We start from the raw sequence: 15,447 nt of genomic DNA, 5'->3' as shown, positions 1-15,447 counted from the left end.
GTCGTAGATGGCGATCGCAACGGCGCTGTGGAGCCAGTCGACGTTGCGGTTCGTGCTGCTCGGCGCCGCGACCGGATCGCTGACCGCGCTGGTCGCGCTCGGCATCGTCCTCGTCTACCGCACGTCCGGCGTCCTCAACTTCAGCGCCGGCGCGCTCGGCGGCATCGCCGCGTACATCTGTTACAACCTGCGCGACGGCGGCTGGCCGACGTGGCTCGCGGTCACGCTCGGGCTGTTGCTCGGCGTCGCGCTCGGGCTGCTCACGTACCTCGTGATGGCGTTGCTGCGCGACGCGTCGCAGCTCGCGCGACTCATCGCGACGCTCGGTCTCTTCAGCGTGTTCCAGTCGTTCATGGTGCTGCGGTGGGGCCTCGCGTTCAGCCAGCCGCGGTCGTTGCTGCCGTCGAAGAACGTCACGCTCTTCGGCAGCCTCATGATCGGTCGCGATCGGTTGATGCTCATCGGCGTCGCGCTCGTGTGCGCGGTCGTGCTGCGCTTCATCTACTCGGGCACGCTCTTCGGTCTCGTCACGTCGGCGGTCGCGGAGAACCGGCGAGTCGCCGCGAGCTCGGGTTGGTCGGCCGACCGCATCGAGATGGCGAACTTCGCGATCGCGGGCGGCTTGTCGGCGCTCGCGGCGATCCTGCTCGCGCCGATCATCACGCTGAACGCGGCCGTGCTATCGCTCACGATCCTGCCCGCACTCGCAGCCGCACTGGTGGGGCGCTTCTCTTCGTTCGGCATCACGGTGCTCGCTGCGCTCGGCATCGGCATCGTGCAGAGCGAGATCGGCCTGTTCCAGCCCGACATCGCGAACGCGTTCCACATGAACGCGGCGTCGCTCACCGGGCTCGTGCAGGCGGTGCCGCTCGCAATCATCCTCGTGTTCATGATCGCGACCGGAAGGTCGCGACTGCAGCGGGGGGAGACTCTGGCGCGCCTGCCGCTGCCCGGCAACGGCACCGTGCCGCTCATCCCGGCGGTCGCGGGCGTCGTGATGTCGGTCGTGCTGCTGCTCGGCGTGCGTACGTGGGACGACGCGCTCATCACGACCTTCGCGATCGCGATCATCCTCTGCTCGGTCGTCGTCGTCGCCGGCTTCGCGGGGCAGCTCTCGCTGTGCCAGTTCGCGCTCGCGGGGATGGGCGCGTGGATGGCGGCGCGGCTCGTGTCGGCCGACCACTGGCCGTTCGAGGCCGCGCTCGTGGCCGCGGTCGTCGGTACCACGATCGTCGGTGTCGTCGTCGCGTTGCCCGCGATCCGGACGCGCGGCACGAGCCTCGCGGTCGCGACGCTCGCGATCGCACTGATGTTCAGCGCGCTCGTCTTCACGAACAGCGCGGTCACCGGCGGTGTCGTGGGGCTGCCCATCAAGAAGGTGTCGTTCGCGGGCATCGACCTCGACCCGCTCGGTCACCCCGAGCGCTACGGAGCGCTCGTCCTCGTGTTCCTGGTGCTCACCGCGCTCGTCGTCGCGAATCTGCGCCGCGGCCGCGCCGGCGCGCGCCTGCTCGCGGTGCGGAGCAACGAGCGCGCGGCCGCGTCGCTCGGTGTCAACGTCGTTGCCGCGAAGGTGTATGCCTTCGCGGTCGCGGCGGCGATGGCGGCGCTCGGCGGCGTGTTGCTGTCGATGCGGCAGACGAACGTCGAGCTCGGGCAGTACGACGTGTTCGGCTCGGTATTGCTGATCCAGTACGCGGTCGTCGGTGGCCTCGCGTGGGTCTCTGGCATCGCCAGCGCGACCGGCGCGCCCACGGCGCTCGGCAACGTCATCTTCCAGAAGATCGTGCCGTCCGGTACCGACATCATCTCGTGGCTCGCGGTGATCTCGGGTCTCGGCGCGATCTCGGTGCTGCGGCAGGCGCCCGACGGCGTCTCCGCGCTCTGGTCGCGCGGGGTGCAGCAGGCGGAGGAGCGCTCGTCGACGCTGCGGCGCGTCTACGAAGGGCTGCGGTTCCCGCGCGCGACGAGCGACCCGCCGCTCGCGCCGCCGCGCCCACACCGCGACGCGGTGACGCTCGCCGTGCACGACCTCGTCGTGAACTTCGGTGGCGTCGTCGCGGTCGACCGCGTGAGCTTCGCGATCGAACCCGGCGAAGTTGTGGGACTCATCGGACCGAACGGCGCGGGGAAGACGACGATCCTCGACGTGATCACCGGGTTCACCGCGCCGTCGGGCGGCTCGGTGCGCTTCGGCGACGCGAGCATCGACCGCTGGTCGGTCGAGCGCCGCGCACGCGCCGGGATCGTGCGGTCGTGGCAGGCGGTCGAGCTGTTCGAGGAGATGAGCGTGCGTGAGAACCTGCTCGTCGCCGCCGACGACCAATCGCGCCGCCGGTACCTCATCGATCTCGTGCACCCCGGTCGGCCCGGACCGACCGCGCTCGTGCACGAGGTCGTCGCCGACTTCCAACTCGACGCCGTGCTCGACGTCCGCCCGTCGTCGCTGCCGCACGGTGTGTCGCGACTCGTCGGCATCGCGCGCGCGCTCGTCACCGAGCCCGCCGTGCTGCTGCTCGACGAGCCCGCCGCCGGCCTCGACACCAACGAGTCGGCCGAGCTCGGGCGCACCATCCGAGCGATGGCGCGCAAGCGGGGGATCGGTGTGCTCGTGGTCGAGCACGACGTGCCGCTGATCCTGCAGACGTGCGATCGCATCGTCGCGCTCGACTTCGGCCGCACGATCGCGGAGGGCACGCCCGACGCGATCAGTCACGACGCGCGCGTCATCGAGGCGTACCTCGGCACCGAAGAGGTCGCGAGCCTCCAGCCCGCGGGAGGGAGTGCGTCGTGACCGCGGTCCTCGAGGCCGACGGCCTGCGCGCCGGCTACGGCAAGGTCGAGATCGTGCGCGACCTCCATCTCCACGTCGATGCCGGTGAGGTCGTCGCGCTGCTCGGGCCGAACGGTGCCGGCAAGACGACGACGATCTCGACCCTGTCGGGTGAGCTGCGCGCGCTGGGCGGCGACGTGCGCATGTTCGGCACGCGCACCGATGCACCACTGCACCTGCGCGCGCGCAAAGGGCTCGGTGTGGTGTCGCAGGAGCGTTCGGTTCTCATGCGCCTCACGACGCGCGAGAACCTGCGCGTCAGCCGCGGTGACCTCGGGCGCGCGCTCGAGTTGTTCCCCGAGCTCGAACCGCACCTCGACCGGCGCGTCGGACTGCTCTCGGGCGGCCAGCAGCAGATGCTCGCACTCGCGCGCTGTCTCGCGCGCGAGTGCCGCGTGCTCCTCGTCGACGAGCTGTCGCTCGGGCTCGCGCCGATGATCGTCGACCGGTTGCTGCGTGCGGTGCGCGCGGCCGCCGACGAGGGCATGGCGGTCTTGCTCGTCGAGCAGCACATCCACAAGGCGCTGCAGGTCGCCGACCGTGTGCTCGTGATGACGAGGGGAACGATCGCGCTCGAGGGCAAGGCGAGCGATCTCGTCGCGCGTCTCGACGACATCCAGGACGCGTACCTGCGTTCGGGCACATCCGACAACGGCCATTCGGGGGAGCGAGCTCATGAAGCGACGTAGCAGGGCACGCACCGGCGCGTGCGTGATCACGGCGTTCGCGCTCTGCGCGGCCGCGTGTGGCAGCAGCGGCTCGAAGGGCGGGTCGAACGGCGCGTCGGGCACCACCGCGACGTCGAAGCCGTGTCCCGGTGCGCCGCTCAAGTTCACGTCGATCATCGCGTTGTCGGGACCGCTCGGCACCGGCGGTGACCGCTCGAAGGCCGGGCTTCAGGCCGGTGTCGACGCGGTGAACCGCAGTTGCGCGCTCGGCCGTCCGCTGCAGGTGACGATCTGTGACGACAAGGACGACACGAACGCGAACCTCGCGTGCGGGCGCAAGGCCGGGTCCGACGGCTCGCTCGCGATCCTCGGCTCGATCGGCAGCTTCGACGACGGTGTCACCGCGTCGAAGCTGCCCGCGGTCTTCGTGAACGGCACGTCGCCCTTCGAGCTCACGAACAAGGACGCGTACTCGTCGGTCAACGGCATCGCGCTCGGCATCTCGGGCACGTCGGCGATCAAGGCGCGCGGCAAGAAGTCGTCGGTGTTGATGCTGCCCGACACGCCCACGCTGCAGTTCGCGGGCAACCTCATCGTGAAGATGGCCAAGCTGCTCAAGGTCCACGTCGACCCGATCTACTACCCGCAGGACACAACCGACTTCGCGCCGATCGCGGCCGAGGTGTCGCAGAAGAACGACGACGCGGTCGGCATGCTGCCGCTCAACCCCGTCGTCGTCGTGAACGCGCTCGCGCAGGAAGGGATCACGCCGGAGAACCACGACCTCGTGGTGCCCGGTGGCGTGATCACGCCCGAGAACCTCAAGGACATGGGCGACGCCGCGAACGGCGTGCTCGTCGTGAGCGAGACGTTGCCGCCGACCGACACGGCGAACAAGGGCATCCAGGAGTTCCGCGCCGACATGGAAGCCGACGGCAAGAACCCTGACGATCCCAACGTCGACTTCAGCACGGTGACGTCGTGGTCGAACGTGAAGAAGCTCGAGGGCGCGCTCCTCGCCGCGGGTCCGTCGGTGATCCAGTCGCTCGATTCCGCGAGCGTGGTCGACGCGGTCGTGAACCATCCCGTCGATCGACCGGAGATGGCGCCCTACGACTTCCGCAAGAACGCGATCCCCGAGGTGCCCGACCTCGCGTCGTTCCGGGTGTTCACCCGCAAGGTCGCGGTGCTGCAGATCGAGGACGGTAAGTACAAGGTCCTGAGCGACGGGTTCATCGACATTCTGAAGCCGCCGGACCTGAGCGGTGCCGGCGGCTGAGTGTCAGGATCGCGACGTGCAGTCGCGCGTGGCCGTCGTGGTGACGCTCGTCGTCGCGGTGGCGCTGGCCGGCTGCACGTCGGGATCGTCGTCGTCCGGCCCGCGACCGCCGCGCGTGACGACGACCACGAGCGCCGGGCCGCGCGCGTCGGGTCCCGCGGTGATCATCGACACCGACCTCTCGCGCTGGTGGGACGACGCGACCGCGCTCGGCCTCGCGAACGTGTTGATGCAGCAGGGCAAGGTGAACGTGCTCGGCATCGGGTCCGACATCCGCAACCCCGTCGCGGTCGCGGCGATCGACGCGATCGACACCGCGTACGGGCACGCGGCGATCCCGCTCGGCGCGGTCGCGCACAGCGCGGCCGACACCGCGCCGCACGGCTACAGCGACGCGGTCGCGGCACGGCTGCCGCACACGATTCGCGACAGCGCCGACGTGCCCGACGCGGTCGCGCTCTACCGTCGATTGCTCGCCGCGCAACCGGACCACAGCGTCACGGTCGTCGCGCTCGGCGCGTACACGAACCTCGCCGGTCTGCTCACCTCGGCGCGCGCGTTGGTGGTGCAGAAGGTCGAGCGACTCGTGATCGAGGACGGGTTCTTCCCCGGCGGCGGCGCGCCCGCCACGAACCAGAAGCTCGACCTCGCGGCCGCGCGTGTCGTTGTCGGCGGGCGCGGATGGCCGACGCCGATCGCGTGGGTCGACGGTCTCGACGGCATCGGAACCCGCGTCGGTTCGTCGTTGTGCACGGCCGCGCCCGCGAACAACCCGATGCGCGTCGTCTATCAGCAGCTGTTCGGCTGCGGCGCGCCGCGCGACGGCGACTGGGACGCGCCCACCCTGCTCTACGCGATCGGAGCGGTTCCTCGCGTCTTCACGCAGCTGGGTCGGGGCGGTGCGGCGGTGCTCAACGCGAAGGGCGGGCTGAGCTGGCAGGCGCAGTCGACACGACCCGACGACGTCTACGTGCACCTCGCCGAGCAGAACGCTCTGAACGCGTTCATCGATCCGCTCCTGGCCGTGGGCGCGAAGGCGGCCTGATCTCCCGACGCGCGTGAGTCGGTCACGTTCGTCGCGTCCGCCGGGTCATGGGGGCGAACCGACGAACCGGAGGAACCATGCAGTACGTGCTGATCATCTATCAGGGCACGACCCCGCTCCCGACCGATCCCGAAGCGTGGGCGACGTTGTCCGACGACGAGCAGAAGGCGATCTACCGCGACTACGCCGCGCTCAACCAGACGCCGGGCGTCGAGCCGGGCCTTCCGCTCGGCCTGGCCGCGGACGCGACGACCGTGCAGGTGAAGGACGGCAAGGCCGTGCGCCGCGAGGGGCCGTACCCGAGTGAAGGCGCGGGCGGCTACGTGGTGTTCGAAGCCGACGACCTCGACGCCGCGGTCGAGCTCGCGGCGCGCATCCCCGCGGCGCGCCACGGCGGCGCGGTCGAGATCCGTCCCGTCGCAACGTACTGGTAGGCGGTCGGCCGCGGCGGTTGCGCGCCGCCGCGTAACGTCCCCGGCGTGCAGGAACACAAGTACTCGTTCGAGATCGACGCGTCACCCGAGGAGATCTGGGCGGTGATGCATCGACGTCCACCCGCGCGTCGCGCCGACGAGGCGCGCGCGGTGGGCGAGTTCGGTCCGATCGTGCGCACGATCCGGCACGGCGCGGTGACGATCGAGATCGTGCACGAGGGCGACGAGGACGGGAGCGGCCTCGTTCGGCACTGCTTCTTCCGCGTGCCGAAGTACCTCTTCAGCGGAGGCGTCGCGCAGTCGTGGGAGCACGTGACCGACGTGGTGCCGAACGAGTCGGCGAAGTACTTCGCGATCGGGAAGCCGTTGTGGTCGCGCGCCGAAGGTGAGCACCGGCTCGAGCGCCTCCCCGACGGGCGCACGCGCGTGTACTTCACCGAGCGTTATCACGTGTTCAACCCGGTCATGCGGTGGCTGCTCGAGGCGCGTGTGCACCGCTACCTGTCGAAGGACAACGACCGCCTCGTGAAGGCGGGCATCGAACAGGGCCTGGCGGCGCGGAGCTCGAAGTCGGCCTGATCGACCGAGCTGATCGCCCGCCACCACAAGCGTAACGGGCGCGAGGGGGCTTGCCGCAAGCGGCTCGCGCGTGCTGACCATGGCGCGTTCGTGGAGTCGATTCGCGAGGAGCGCCGATGACGGAGCACGCAGTGGTGATCGCCGGTGGTGGCCCGACCGGACTCATGTTGGCGGGGGAGCTGGCGCTCGCCGGTGTCGACGTGGTCGTCGTCGAACGACGCGCGACGCAGGAGCTCGACGGATCGCGCGCCGGCGGCCTGCACGCGCGCACGATCGAAGTGCTCGATCAGCGGGGGATCGCGGAACGGTTCGTCGCCGCGGGTCAGCAATATCCGAAGGTCGGCTTCGCGGGCGTCGCGCTCGACATCACCGACTTCCCGACGCGCCACAACTATCTGCTCGGGCTCTGGCAGCGCGACTTCGAGCCCATCCTCGCGGCCTGGGTGGTCGAGCTCGGAGTCCCGTTCCTGCGCGAGCGCGAGGTGACGGGCTGCGCGCAGGACGCCGACGGCGTCGACGTGGAGCTGTCCGATGGCACGGCGCTGCGGAGTACGTTCCTCGTCGGCTGCGACGGCGGTCGCAGCGTGGTCCGCAAGGCCGCGGGGATCGACTTCGTCGGGTGGGATCCGACGACGAGCTGGATGATCGCCGAGGTCGAGATGGACGACGAGCCCGAGATCGGCGTGCGCCGCGAGGGCGGAGGAATCGGTCCCGTCGACCGCGTGAACGGCGGTAGTCCGTACGGCGTCGTGCTCAAGGAGAAGCGGGTCGAGCACGACGCCGATCCGACACTGCCGGATCTGCGCGTCGCGCTCGTCGCCGCGTACGGCACCGACTTTCGCGTGCACAGCCCCACGTGGATCTCGCGCTTCACCGACCTGACCCGCCAGGCCGCGTCGTACCGCCGCGATCGCGTGCTGCTCGCGGGCGACGCCGCGCACGTGCATCCGCCGCAGGGCGGTCAGGGCCTGAACGTCGGTGTGCAGGACGCGGTGAACCTGGGCTGGAAGCTCGCGCAAGTGATCGACGGCGCAGCTTCCGACGCGTTGCTCGACACGTACCACGCCGAACGGCATCCCGTCGGTGCGCGCGTGTTGCAGAGCACGATGGCGATGATCGCGATCGGCACGCCCGACGATCGTCACGACGCGCTGCGCGCCGTATTGGGGGAGGTACTGGGCCTGGACGAGCCGCGCCGGCACCTCGCGGGAATGCTCTCCGGTCTCGACATCCACTACGACCTCGGTGACGGGCACCCGCTGGTCGGCCGGCGCATGCCCGACCTCGACCTGCAAAGGGCCGGCGGCGCGACGCGCGTGTTCAGCCTCCTGCACGACGCGCGGCCCGTGCTGCTCGATCTCGCGGCATCGGGTGGCTTCGACAGCTCGCCGTGGCCGCGCGTCCGCGTCGTCGATGCGACGTACGACGGCGCGTGGCAGCTGCCGGTGCTCGGTGAGGTCGCGGCGCCCGCGGCGGTGCTGATCCGGCCGGACGGCTACGTCGCGTTCGCGGGTGATCTCGGCGATCCCGGGCTGCCGTGCGCGCTCACGACCTGGTTCGGGTAGGAGGTGGCCAGGAGCTCGGCGGACTCGACCCGGTCGCCGATCCGGCGCCTACTCTGGCCCGCCGAGCGCACTGAACGTGAAAGAGAACGTGAAAGAGAACTTGAAGACTTGACGGAAGGTCTCGACACATGACGATCGCCGCGCCGACCGCGCCCGACGACCACTTCACGATCATCTCGTCGGACTGCCACGCGGGTGCCTCGCACGCCACGTACCGCGAGTACCTCGACTCCGCGTACCTCGAGGACTTCGACGCCTGGCGCAACAAGTACAAGAACCCGTACAAGGACCTCGCCCCCGGCGACAACCGGCGGCTCCGCAACTGGGACAGCGAGATGCGCAACTCCCAGCAGGAGGCCGACGGGATCGTCGGCGAAGTCGTGTTCCCGAACACGGTGCCGCCGTTCTTCCCGAGCTTCGTGCTGTTCGCGCCGCCGCCTCCGCCGGAGGAGTACGACCACCGCCTCGCAGGGATCCGCGCGCACAACCGGTGGCTGAAGGCCTGGTGCGCGGAGTTTCCCGAGCGCCGCGCCGGTGTCGGTCAGATCTTCCTCAACGACATCGACGACGCGATCGAGGACGCGATCTGGATCAAGGAGAACGGTCTGCGCGGCGGCGTCCTCCTGCCCGCGATCCCGCCCGACGTGAAGTGGGTGAAGCCGCTCTACGACCCCGCGTACGACCGTCTCTGGAAGGTGCTCGAAGACCTCGAGATCCCGGTCAACGCGCACGGCGGCACCGGCGTGCCCGACTACGGCAAGTACCCCGTGTCGATGTTGCTCTACATCATGGAAGCGGGCTTCTACTCGCAGCGCCCGTTCGTGCAGCTCGTGCTGTCGGGTGTGTTCGACCGCTTCCCGCGCCTGAAGTTCGTGATGACCGAGAACGGCTGCGCGTGGTTGCCCGGGCTGCTCGCGCACCTCGACGCGATGCTGAAGTCGATTCGCGGCGGTGGCTCCGTCGGTGAGATCCGCTACACCGACGAAGAGCGCACCGGTCAGCTCCTCGGTACCGAGGCGTTCCACCAGAGCTGCTGGATGGGTGTGAGCCAGCCCGGTATGGCCGACGCGCGGGCGATGGAGTTCGTCGGTCAGGACCGCTTCATGTGGGGCAGCGACTACCCGCACGACGAGGGCACGTTCCCGCACTCGCGCGAGGCCATCCGTTCACGCTTCTACCAGCTCGCCCCCGACGTGAAGCACAAGATCCTCGCCACGAACGCGGCGGAGCTCTACGACTTCGACCTCGACGCGCTCGTCGGACTCGCCGCCGAAGTCGGCCCGACGGTCGCCGAGCTCGCGGAGCCGCTGCGCACCATGCCGGAGAACCCGAGCCAGGGTCTCGCGCGCGGCTACGTCGCGGGGGACGAGAAGGGGATGTCCGCCGACATGGACTCGGCCGCGCTGTAGGCGACGGGTTGTCCTGACCCGCGTCGTCCTCGTTCGCGGAAGGGGCGGGCGCGCACTCTCGACGCGGTCGCCGTCGCGAGTTCGGTCGCGCCGCGACCGTGACGGTCGGCGGTGATCGGACTCTCGCACAGTTCACAACTTCCTCGGGGCTGACGCTGATGTGCGGTGGCGATGCTGTCCGCACATCGAAAGGACAGCCTCATGGATTCGAACGAAGCCCCGAACGAAGCCAGTGTGAACGAAGTCAGTGCGAACGAAGCCGGCGCCGACGAAGCCAGCGCCGACGAAGTCAGCGCGAACGACGGCACGACCGCGGATGCGCCGCCCCCGTCGACGGCGCGCTCGCGCTCGCTCGGCGCGTCCGGCGCCTTCGCCGCGGTGGTCGCAGTCCTGGTGTTCGTCGCGTCGGGTACCGGCTATCTGGTCGGCCGGCGCAAGCCGACGAGCGCGACGAGCGCGAGTGGCTCGTCGTCGGTTGCCGTCCCCGCGTTCAACAACACGAACGGCGGCGGTTCATCGTTCGGAGGCAACTTCGGCGGGTTCGGGTCTGCGACCGGAACCGGGTCCTCGAGCACTTCGAGCTCGGGTTCGTCGAGCACGGCATCGGCGGCCGCGGCGAAGGTTGCGTCGAAGGTCGACCCCGCGATCGTCGACGTCACCTCGACGCTCGCCGACGGCGAAGCGCTGGGGACGGGCATGGTCATCACGTCCGACGGCGAGATCCTCACGAACTATCACGTCATCTCCGGCGCGACGAGCGTCCATGTGCAGCTCGTCACCACCGGCAAGTCGTACTCGGCCACGGTGGTCGGATACGACGCGTCGCGCGACGTCGCACTGTTGAAGGTCGCCGACGTGTCGGGACTCACCACGATCACGACGAGCGGCGCCTCCGATGTCGGCACCGGACAGAGCATCGTCGTGATCGGGAACGCGTACGGCCAGGGCGGTACGCCGTCGGTCGTCGAGGGCGCGGTCACGGCGACGAACCGGACGATCACCGCGTCCGACGAGACCGGCTACGACGCCGAGACGTTGAATGGTCTCATCGAGATGTCCGCGCCCGCGGTGTCGGGTGACTCCGGCGGCGCGGTGGCCGACACGAGTGGTCGCGTCGTGGCGATGACCACGGCTGCGTGGGCCGGCAACGGCACGGTGTCGTACAGCACGTCCGGCGAGGCGTACGCGATCCCGATCGAGAGCGCGCTCTCGGTCGTGCACGAGATCGAGGCCGGAAACACGAGCTCCACCGTCCACCTCGGCGAGCACGGAATTCTCGGCGTCGGCGTGCAGACCGGAAACGGCGGCGGCGCATACGTCGCCGAGGTCGAGTCGGGTTCGGCTGCCGCGGAGGCCGGCATCACCGCGGGCGACACGATCACCGCGCTGAACGGCACGGATGTCGGTTCGGTCAGCGCGTTGAACGTCGCGATGGACGCGACGCACGTCGGTGATCACGTCACCGTGCAGTGGCAGGACGCGAACGGCGTCAGCCACCACGCGACGGTCGCGCTCACCGACGGCGTCGCCTGATCGAGCTCGCTCAGCAGACTCCCGGCGCCGCGGGGATCGACTGGCAGTTCGCCGTGGCGGCGTTGCCGTCACCGCCGAGCACCGACGACGACCGTCCCGAGGCTTTGTTCTGCTGTCCGGCAACGAAGCTCGAATGCCCGGAGGCCGTGTTCTTGGTTCCGACCACGGACGCGTACGGACCGGTCGTTTGATCGGAGTAGCCGCCGACAATCGTGCCGAAACTCGTCCACCCGTTGGCGGAACCGACGATCAGGTTGTTCGAACCGGTCTGCCGGCGCCCGCCCGGGTTCTCGCCGTAGCCCACGATGAGATTGCCCTCACCGTTGACGGGTCCGCCGGTCGAACCCGACCCCGAGAGGATCTGCACGTTCACCGCCGAGAACTGCACGGTGGGCTTCCCACCGACGCCCGAAGACACGAACGTGGGCGCGAGCACGGGCGTCGACCCGGCGCCGCACGACGGCGTCGCTGCGGTCCCGCCCGAGAGGACGGGTTGCCCCACGGCCGAGGGCACGCACTCCCATCCGGGCGTCACCGACAGGGCGCGCGACGCTCCGTGAGCAGCGGCGGCCGCGGGGTTCAGCCGACCCGCAACGAAGGACCCGAACACCGCGGCGCCCACCAGCGCGACGACGAACACCTTGGCACTTGGCTTGCGCATGTCTTCCTCCATGAATGACGAAGCGCGGCGCGTGACACTGCCCCGACCGACACGCCTGATTGCCGCGGGATTGTAGAGACCGTCCGTCGTGCGCGCGGTGCTCGTCGCCGGTCGTCGGCGGACTACTCCGCGGTGCGTTCGCGGTACGCGACGACGTCGAACGGCCAATCACTGCGGAGCCAAGAGCTCACCGCGTCGTAGAGCGGTCGATCGAGCTCGCTTCGGTCGGCACGAACCCATGACTGCACCGCGGCGTCGACGCGTTCGTCCTTCGAGGGATAGATGTAGAGACATCCGATCACCGCGTCGTCGGCATCGAGGACGGTGTAGGTGAAGCCTCGACGAAGTCGGAAATCGTCGGCGTGCCGCTCGAGATCTCCCAGATTCTCCGAGGGTGACATCGGACGCGGCCACGAGCCCTTGCGGAATCCCGGCGTGGCCCGGATGTGGTCGATGCTCGATGTCCACGCCGCGTAGTCGGCGTCGTTGTGTTGCGGGCCGAGCGGAACCAGATGGAGATGATCACCGAAGTGCGCCTCGGTCGGAACCGCGAACTCCGGTGGGACGAAAGCATTCGACGACATGGAGAGCACAGCTTGCCTGCTCTGCCCGCGTCGCTACGACATCATGCGGTCACGCCCCGCTGCCGACGAACGACCGGCTCGCGCGCGCGAGCTCCTGGTGGTGGGAGTGAACCTCCGGTACCGTCGCAGACGATCGCACGTTGTGCGCTCGGACACCGTCCCGGTCGAGCGGGGATGTGGCTCTCAGTCGTCTCGACGTGAGGAGCCACGGTGGGGGTTCTCGGAGGGCGCCGGCGGCGCGCGTCCTCGCGGAGAACGCCGGCCTCCGTCTCTGATCACCGTCGTCGTGGTGATCCCGATCGCGTCGGCACTGCGACGCCGCATGCGCGCGCCGAGCCCGCCGTCGACCGCGATGTACGCGATGTAGAGGAGCGAGCATGACGTTGTCGTTCGAGAAGCAGAGCCCGACGGGCAAGTCACAGGCGACGGTCGGTCGAGAGATCAAGATCGCCCGTGTCGATCTCATCCGCTGGGCAGGCGTGTCGGCCCTGCTCGCCGGAGTCTGCTACGTGCTGGTCGGGATCTTCCATCCGCCGAACGTCGTCGCGGCCGTCACCAGTACCCGTTGGGCGGTCGTGCACGTTCTCGCCTGCGCCATGTGCTTCTTCGGAGTACTCGGCCTGGCGGGTCTCTACGCCCGGCAAGCCGAACGAACGGGCGGGCTCGGTCTCGTCGGCTACGTCGCGTTGAACCTCTGGCTCATGATCATCATGGGCTTCAGCTTCGTCGAAGCCTTCATCCTGCCCCGTGTCGCGACCACGCAGCCGGCGTTCGTGCAGAGCTGGATGGCAATGTTCAACGGTGGCGGGAGCAAGATCAACCTCGCCGCCCTGCCGACATTGTGGACGCTGTCGGGACCCGTCTACATCGTCGGCGGCCTGCTGTTCGGTATCGCGACGTTCCGCGCCGGCATCCTCCCTCGCTGGGGAGGCGCGCTGCTCGCGGTTGGGACCGCGTTGTCGCCCGTGGCCGCGTTGCTGCCTCGCGCGTCTCAACCGAAAATCGCGATACCGGTGGGATTGGCTCTCGCGTGGCTGGGTTACGCGTTGTGGTCCGAACCGCGAGCGCCGGAGTCTCAGCCCTCGGAGTCACACACCGGCGCAGCCCTCTGATCACCGCGGGCCCAGCGGCGCTCACGTGCGGTCGTGGTGCAACAGGTCGCTGTCATCGAGAAGTGCAGGAGCCGCAAGGCCCGTTCCTTGCCTCGTCGCAGGCTCGATCCGTCGGAGGATCACCCAACACCATGACGCCAGGGCCAACGTCCCGCCTTGTCACGGCTAATTGGCGCCGACGACGTTGAAGTCTTGGTCGACGAAGATGTGGTGCGGCCAGTTGACGCCGATGTAGTGCACCTCGTACTCGCCGTTGCTCAGCTTCACAACCCGGTCGACGACGCCACCGGGGTAGGCGGACAGGGCGGCTTCCGTCGCCTTGTTCGCTGTGGTTCCGCTGACGATCGTCCCCGACCCCTCGGTGTAACCCGCGGGGATCCGACCGACCTGCTTTGACGTGGTCGTCGCGCCGCGCTGGAACGGGATGACCCCTGCCGAAGTGGAAGCGGCCGCTCCACCACCGTTCGTCGGTTCGACGGCGACCTGTGTCGCCGCAATGGTTGTTCCGCTGGTCGTCCCGAGCACAACGACGCTTTCGCCCGTCGCAACGGCGTCCGCCGCCGTTGAAGTCGTCCCGTTCTGATATGTCGTCTGGGATGCCTCGTTCACCGTGACCTTCTGACCGGCGGATGTCGTCATGGTGAAGCCCGACGCGGTCACGGTGTCGACGGTGCCGGATGCTCCGCCGGCGGCCGGTCCAGACCGAGCGTTGGATGCCCGGCCACCCGCCGGGGTCGCGGACGACGTCGCGGTTGTCGAGGGAGCCGTTGCATTCGCCGAAGAGGACGTGGCGCAACCGGCGAGCAGCGCGACCACGGCACACATCGACGCAGCGGCGATCCATCCGCGCCTTGGGTTCGACAACGGTCGCCGCGGCCGAGGCGTGGCGACCGCCTCGTGAGAACTGGTCCGTTCGAGATCGTTCATGGTGGATTTCTTCCTACTCGTGCAACTCTGAGACTGTGAGCCCCAGGGATGTGAGGACTCTGAGCGCGGCCTGTGACTCTTCCGACCGCGAGTGGCGACGTGTGATGTGGCGTTCGCTCTGCCGGCGGTCACGCTGTCGTCGGAAGGATCCTCGAACCGCCGGGTGATGGTTTCGGCTCCCATGACCTCCCCGCGGCGGCATATGTCATCGGCGGAGCGTCGGCACGAGTCTCCGACATGACTGCTGCGACATCCTCCGCCGTCGGGGCCAGAGCGCGGAGCGCGTGGTTGAGACGGGCGCCTGAAATGGCGCGTGCCACAGTGAGAGCCGCGCGCACGGCGGCCACCGTGACGACGACAAACAGGAAGACACGCATGGTCGACCTCAACATCCGATTCGAGGTTGTCCTCGGACTATCCGAGACCTGTGACCAAGAATGCGCCGGGCCACCGACCGTTTCATCACGCGTTCGCGCAGTTCTGCGTCACGGTTGCGTACCCGACGTCGGGTCGGCCGTCTGCTCGATGAACCTGCCGCGCGAGCCTGTGATCTGGAACTACGGCGCGGGCGTTCCGACCCGAAGCCCGACCTCGGCTTCAGTCCTTCGCGGGGCCGTCGCGCGTCAGAGACCCTTCAGCACTCTCGCGAAACTTGGCCGGGTTGGCGCGGGATGGCCAACCGTCCGCTGAATGCCCGCTTCGAAAATATCAATGAAACCGGGCACTATCGCAAGAGCGGGTGACGGGAATCGAACCCGCATGACCAGCTTGGAAGGCTGGGGCTCTGCCATTGAGCTACACCCGCGGCAGGGCAGCGT

The 15,447-nt window shown here is 69.0% G+C and carries 13 protein-coding genes and 1 tRNA gene; 10 read left to right on the top strand and 4 right to left on the bottom strand.

Annotated elements, in window-relative coordinates; all coding sequences use genetic code 11:
- The first annotated feature begins 7 nt into the window (after positions 1-7).
- The 9 genes from VH914_20265 to VH914_20225 all read left to right on the top strand — a co-directional run bounded on the left by VH914_20265 (position 8) and on the right by VH914_20225 (position 11,345).
- Entirely contained in the window at positions 8-2,794 is a 2,787-nt protein-coding gene (locus tag VH914_20265) for a branched-chain amino acid ABC transporter permease/ATP-binding protein (GenBank protein ID HEX4493548.1), read from the top strand.
- Complete coding sequence (locus VH914_20260; protein ID HEX4493547.1) at positions 2,791-3,522, top strand: ABC transporter ATP-binding protein; 732 nt, start codon at positions 2,791-2,793, stop codon at positions 3,520-3,522. The genes VH914_20265 and VH914_20260 overlap by 4 nt, the downstream gene beginning before the upstream one ends.
- Positions 3,509-4,780 (top strand): ABC transporter substrate-binding protein, encoded by a 1,272-nt coding sequence (locus tag VH914_20255; GenBank protein ID HEX4493546.1) that lies wholly within the window; start codon positions 3,509-3,511, stop codon positions 4,778-4,780. Before VH914_20260 ends, VH914_20255 begins: the two co-directional genes overlap by 14 nt.
- 16 nt (positions 4,781-4,796) lie before the next feature.
- A complete protein-coding gene (locus tag VH914_20250) occupies positions 4,797-5,825 on the top strand; it encodes a nucleoside hydrolase (protein HEX4493545.1) in 1,029 nt (342 codons plus the stop codon).
- Positions 5,826-5,902: 77 nt separating this feature from the next.
- Positions 5,903-6,259, top strand: coding sequence for a YciI family protein (locus VH914_20245; GenBank protein ID HEX4493544.1), 357 nt, complete (start codon positions 5,903-5,905; stop codon positions 6,257-6,259).
- A 45-nt stretch (positions 6,260-6,304) separates the two neighbouring features.
- Positions 6,305-6,838 (top strand): SRPBCC family protein, encoded by a 534-nt coding sequence (locus tag VH914_20240; GenBank protein HEX4493543.1) that lies wholly within the window; start codon positions 6,305-6,307, stop codon positions 6,836-6,838.
- A 116-nt stretch (positions 6,839-6,954) separates the two neighbouring features.
- Entirely contained in the window at positions 6,955-8,403 is a 1,449-nt protein-coding gene (locus tag VH914_20235) for an FAD-dependent monooxygenase (protein ID HEX4493542.1), read from the top strand.
- A 128-nt stretch (positions 8,404-8,531) separates the two neighbouring features.
- A complete protein-coding gene (locus VH914_20230; GenBank protein HEX4493541.1) occupies positions 8,532-9,812 on the top strand; it encodes an amidohydrolase family protein in 1,281 nt (426 codons plus the stop codon).
- Positions 9,813-10,046: 234 nt separating this feature from the next.
- On the top strand, positions 10,047-11,345 hold the full coding sequence (locus VH914_20225; protein ID HEX4493540.1) for a trypsin-like peptidase domain-containing protein: 1,299 nt from the start codon (positions 10,047-10,049) through the stop codon (positions 11,343-11,345).
- Between the two features lie 10 nt (positions 11,346-11,355).
- On the opposite strand, the gene VH914_20220 is transcribed toward VH914_20225, so the two are convergent.
- Both VH914_20220 and VH914_20215 read right to left on the bottom strand, forming a co-directional pair.
- Positions 11,356-12,006, bottom strand: coding sequence for a hypothetical protein (locus VH914_20220; GenBank protein ID HEX4493539.1), 651 nt, complete (start codon positions 12,004-12,006; stop codon positions 11,356-11,358).
- A 122-nt stretch (positions 12,007-12,128) separates the two neighbouring features.
- Positions 12,129-12,590 (bottom strand): N-acetyltransferase, encoded by a 462-nt coding sequence (locus tag VH914_20215; GenBank protein HEX4493538.1) that lies wholly within the window; start codon positions 12,588-12,590, stop codon positions 12,129-12,131.
- Between the two features lie 377 nt (positions 12,591-12,967).
- Between VH914_20215 and VH914_20210 the strand changes: the two genes are divergently transcribed.
- Complete coding sequence (locus VH914_20210; GenBank protein HEX4493537.1) at positions 12,968-13,702, top strand: hypothetical protein; 735 nt, start codon at positions 12,968-12,970, stop codon at positions 13,700-13,702.
- 165 nt (positions 13,703-13,867) lie between these two features.
- On the opposite strand, the gene VH914_20205 is transcribed toward VH914_20210, so the two are convergent.
- A complete protein-coding gene (locus VH914_20205; GenBank protein HEX4493536.1) occupies positions 13,868-14,629 on the bottom strand; it encodes a hypothetical protein in 762 nt (253 codons plus the stop codon).
- A 734-nt stretch (positions 14,630-15,363) separates the two neighbouring features.
- A tRNA-Gly gene (locus VH914_20200) sits at positions 15,364-15,434 on the bottom strand.
- Positions 15,435-15,447 lie beyond the last annotated feature (13 nt).

The sequence above is a fragment of the Acidimicrobiia bacterium genome (genome assembly GCA_036271555.1).
Taxonomy (GTDB): Bacteria; Actinomycetota; Acidimicrobiia; order IMCC26256; family PALSA-610; genus DATBAK01.
This window is presented reverse-complemented; position numbering and strand designations above follow the sequence as displayed.

Excerpts from the sequence above, each read along its gene's own strand:
- VH914_20255 (HEX4493546.1), top strand. The coding sequence starts at position 3,509 with ATGAAGCGACGTAGCAGGGCACGCACCGGCGCGTGCGTGATCACGGCG.
- VH914_20220 (HEX4493539.1), bottom strand. The coding sequence starts at position 12,006 with ATGCGCAAGCCAAGTGCCAAGGTGTTCGTCGTCGCGCTGGTGGGCGCC.
- VH914_20205 (HEX4493536.1), bottom strand. The coding sequence starts at position 14,629 with ATGAACGATCTCGAACGGACCAGTTCTCACGAGGCGGTCGCCACGCCT.
- VH914_20235 (HEX4493542.1), top strand. The coding sequence starts at position 6,955 with ATGACGGAGCACGCAGTGGTGATCGCCGGTGGTGGCCCGACCGGACTC.
- VH914_20230 (HEX4493541.1), top strand. The coding sequence starts at position 8,532 with ATGACGATCGCCGCGCCGACCGCGCCCGACGACCACTTCACGATCATC.
- VH914_20210 (HEX4493537.1), top strand. The coding sequence starts at position 12,968 with ATGACGTTGTCGTTCGAGAAGCAGAGCCCGACGGGCAAGTCACAGGCG.
- VH914_20265 (HEX4493548.1), top strand. The coding sequence starts at position 8 with ATGGCGATCGCAACGGCGCTGTGGAGCCAGTCGACGTTGCGGTTCGTG.
- VH914_20245 (HEX4493544.1), top strand. The coding sequence starts at position 5,903 with ATGCAGTACGTGCTGATCATCTATCAGGGCACGACCCCGCTCCCGACC.
- VH914_20215 (HEX4493538.1), bottom strand. The coding sequence starts at position 12,590 with ATGTCGTCGAATGCTTTCGTCCCACCGGAGTTCGCGGTTCCGACCGAG.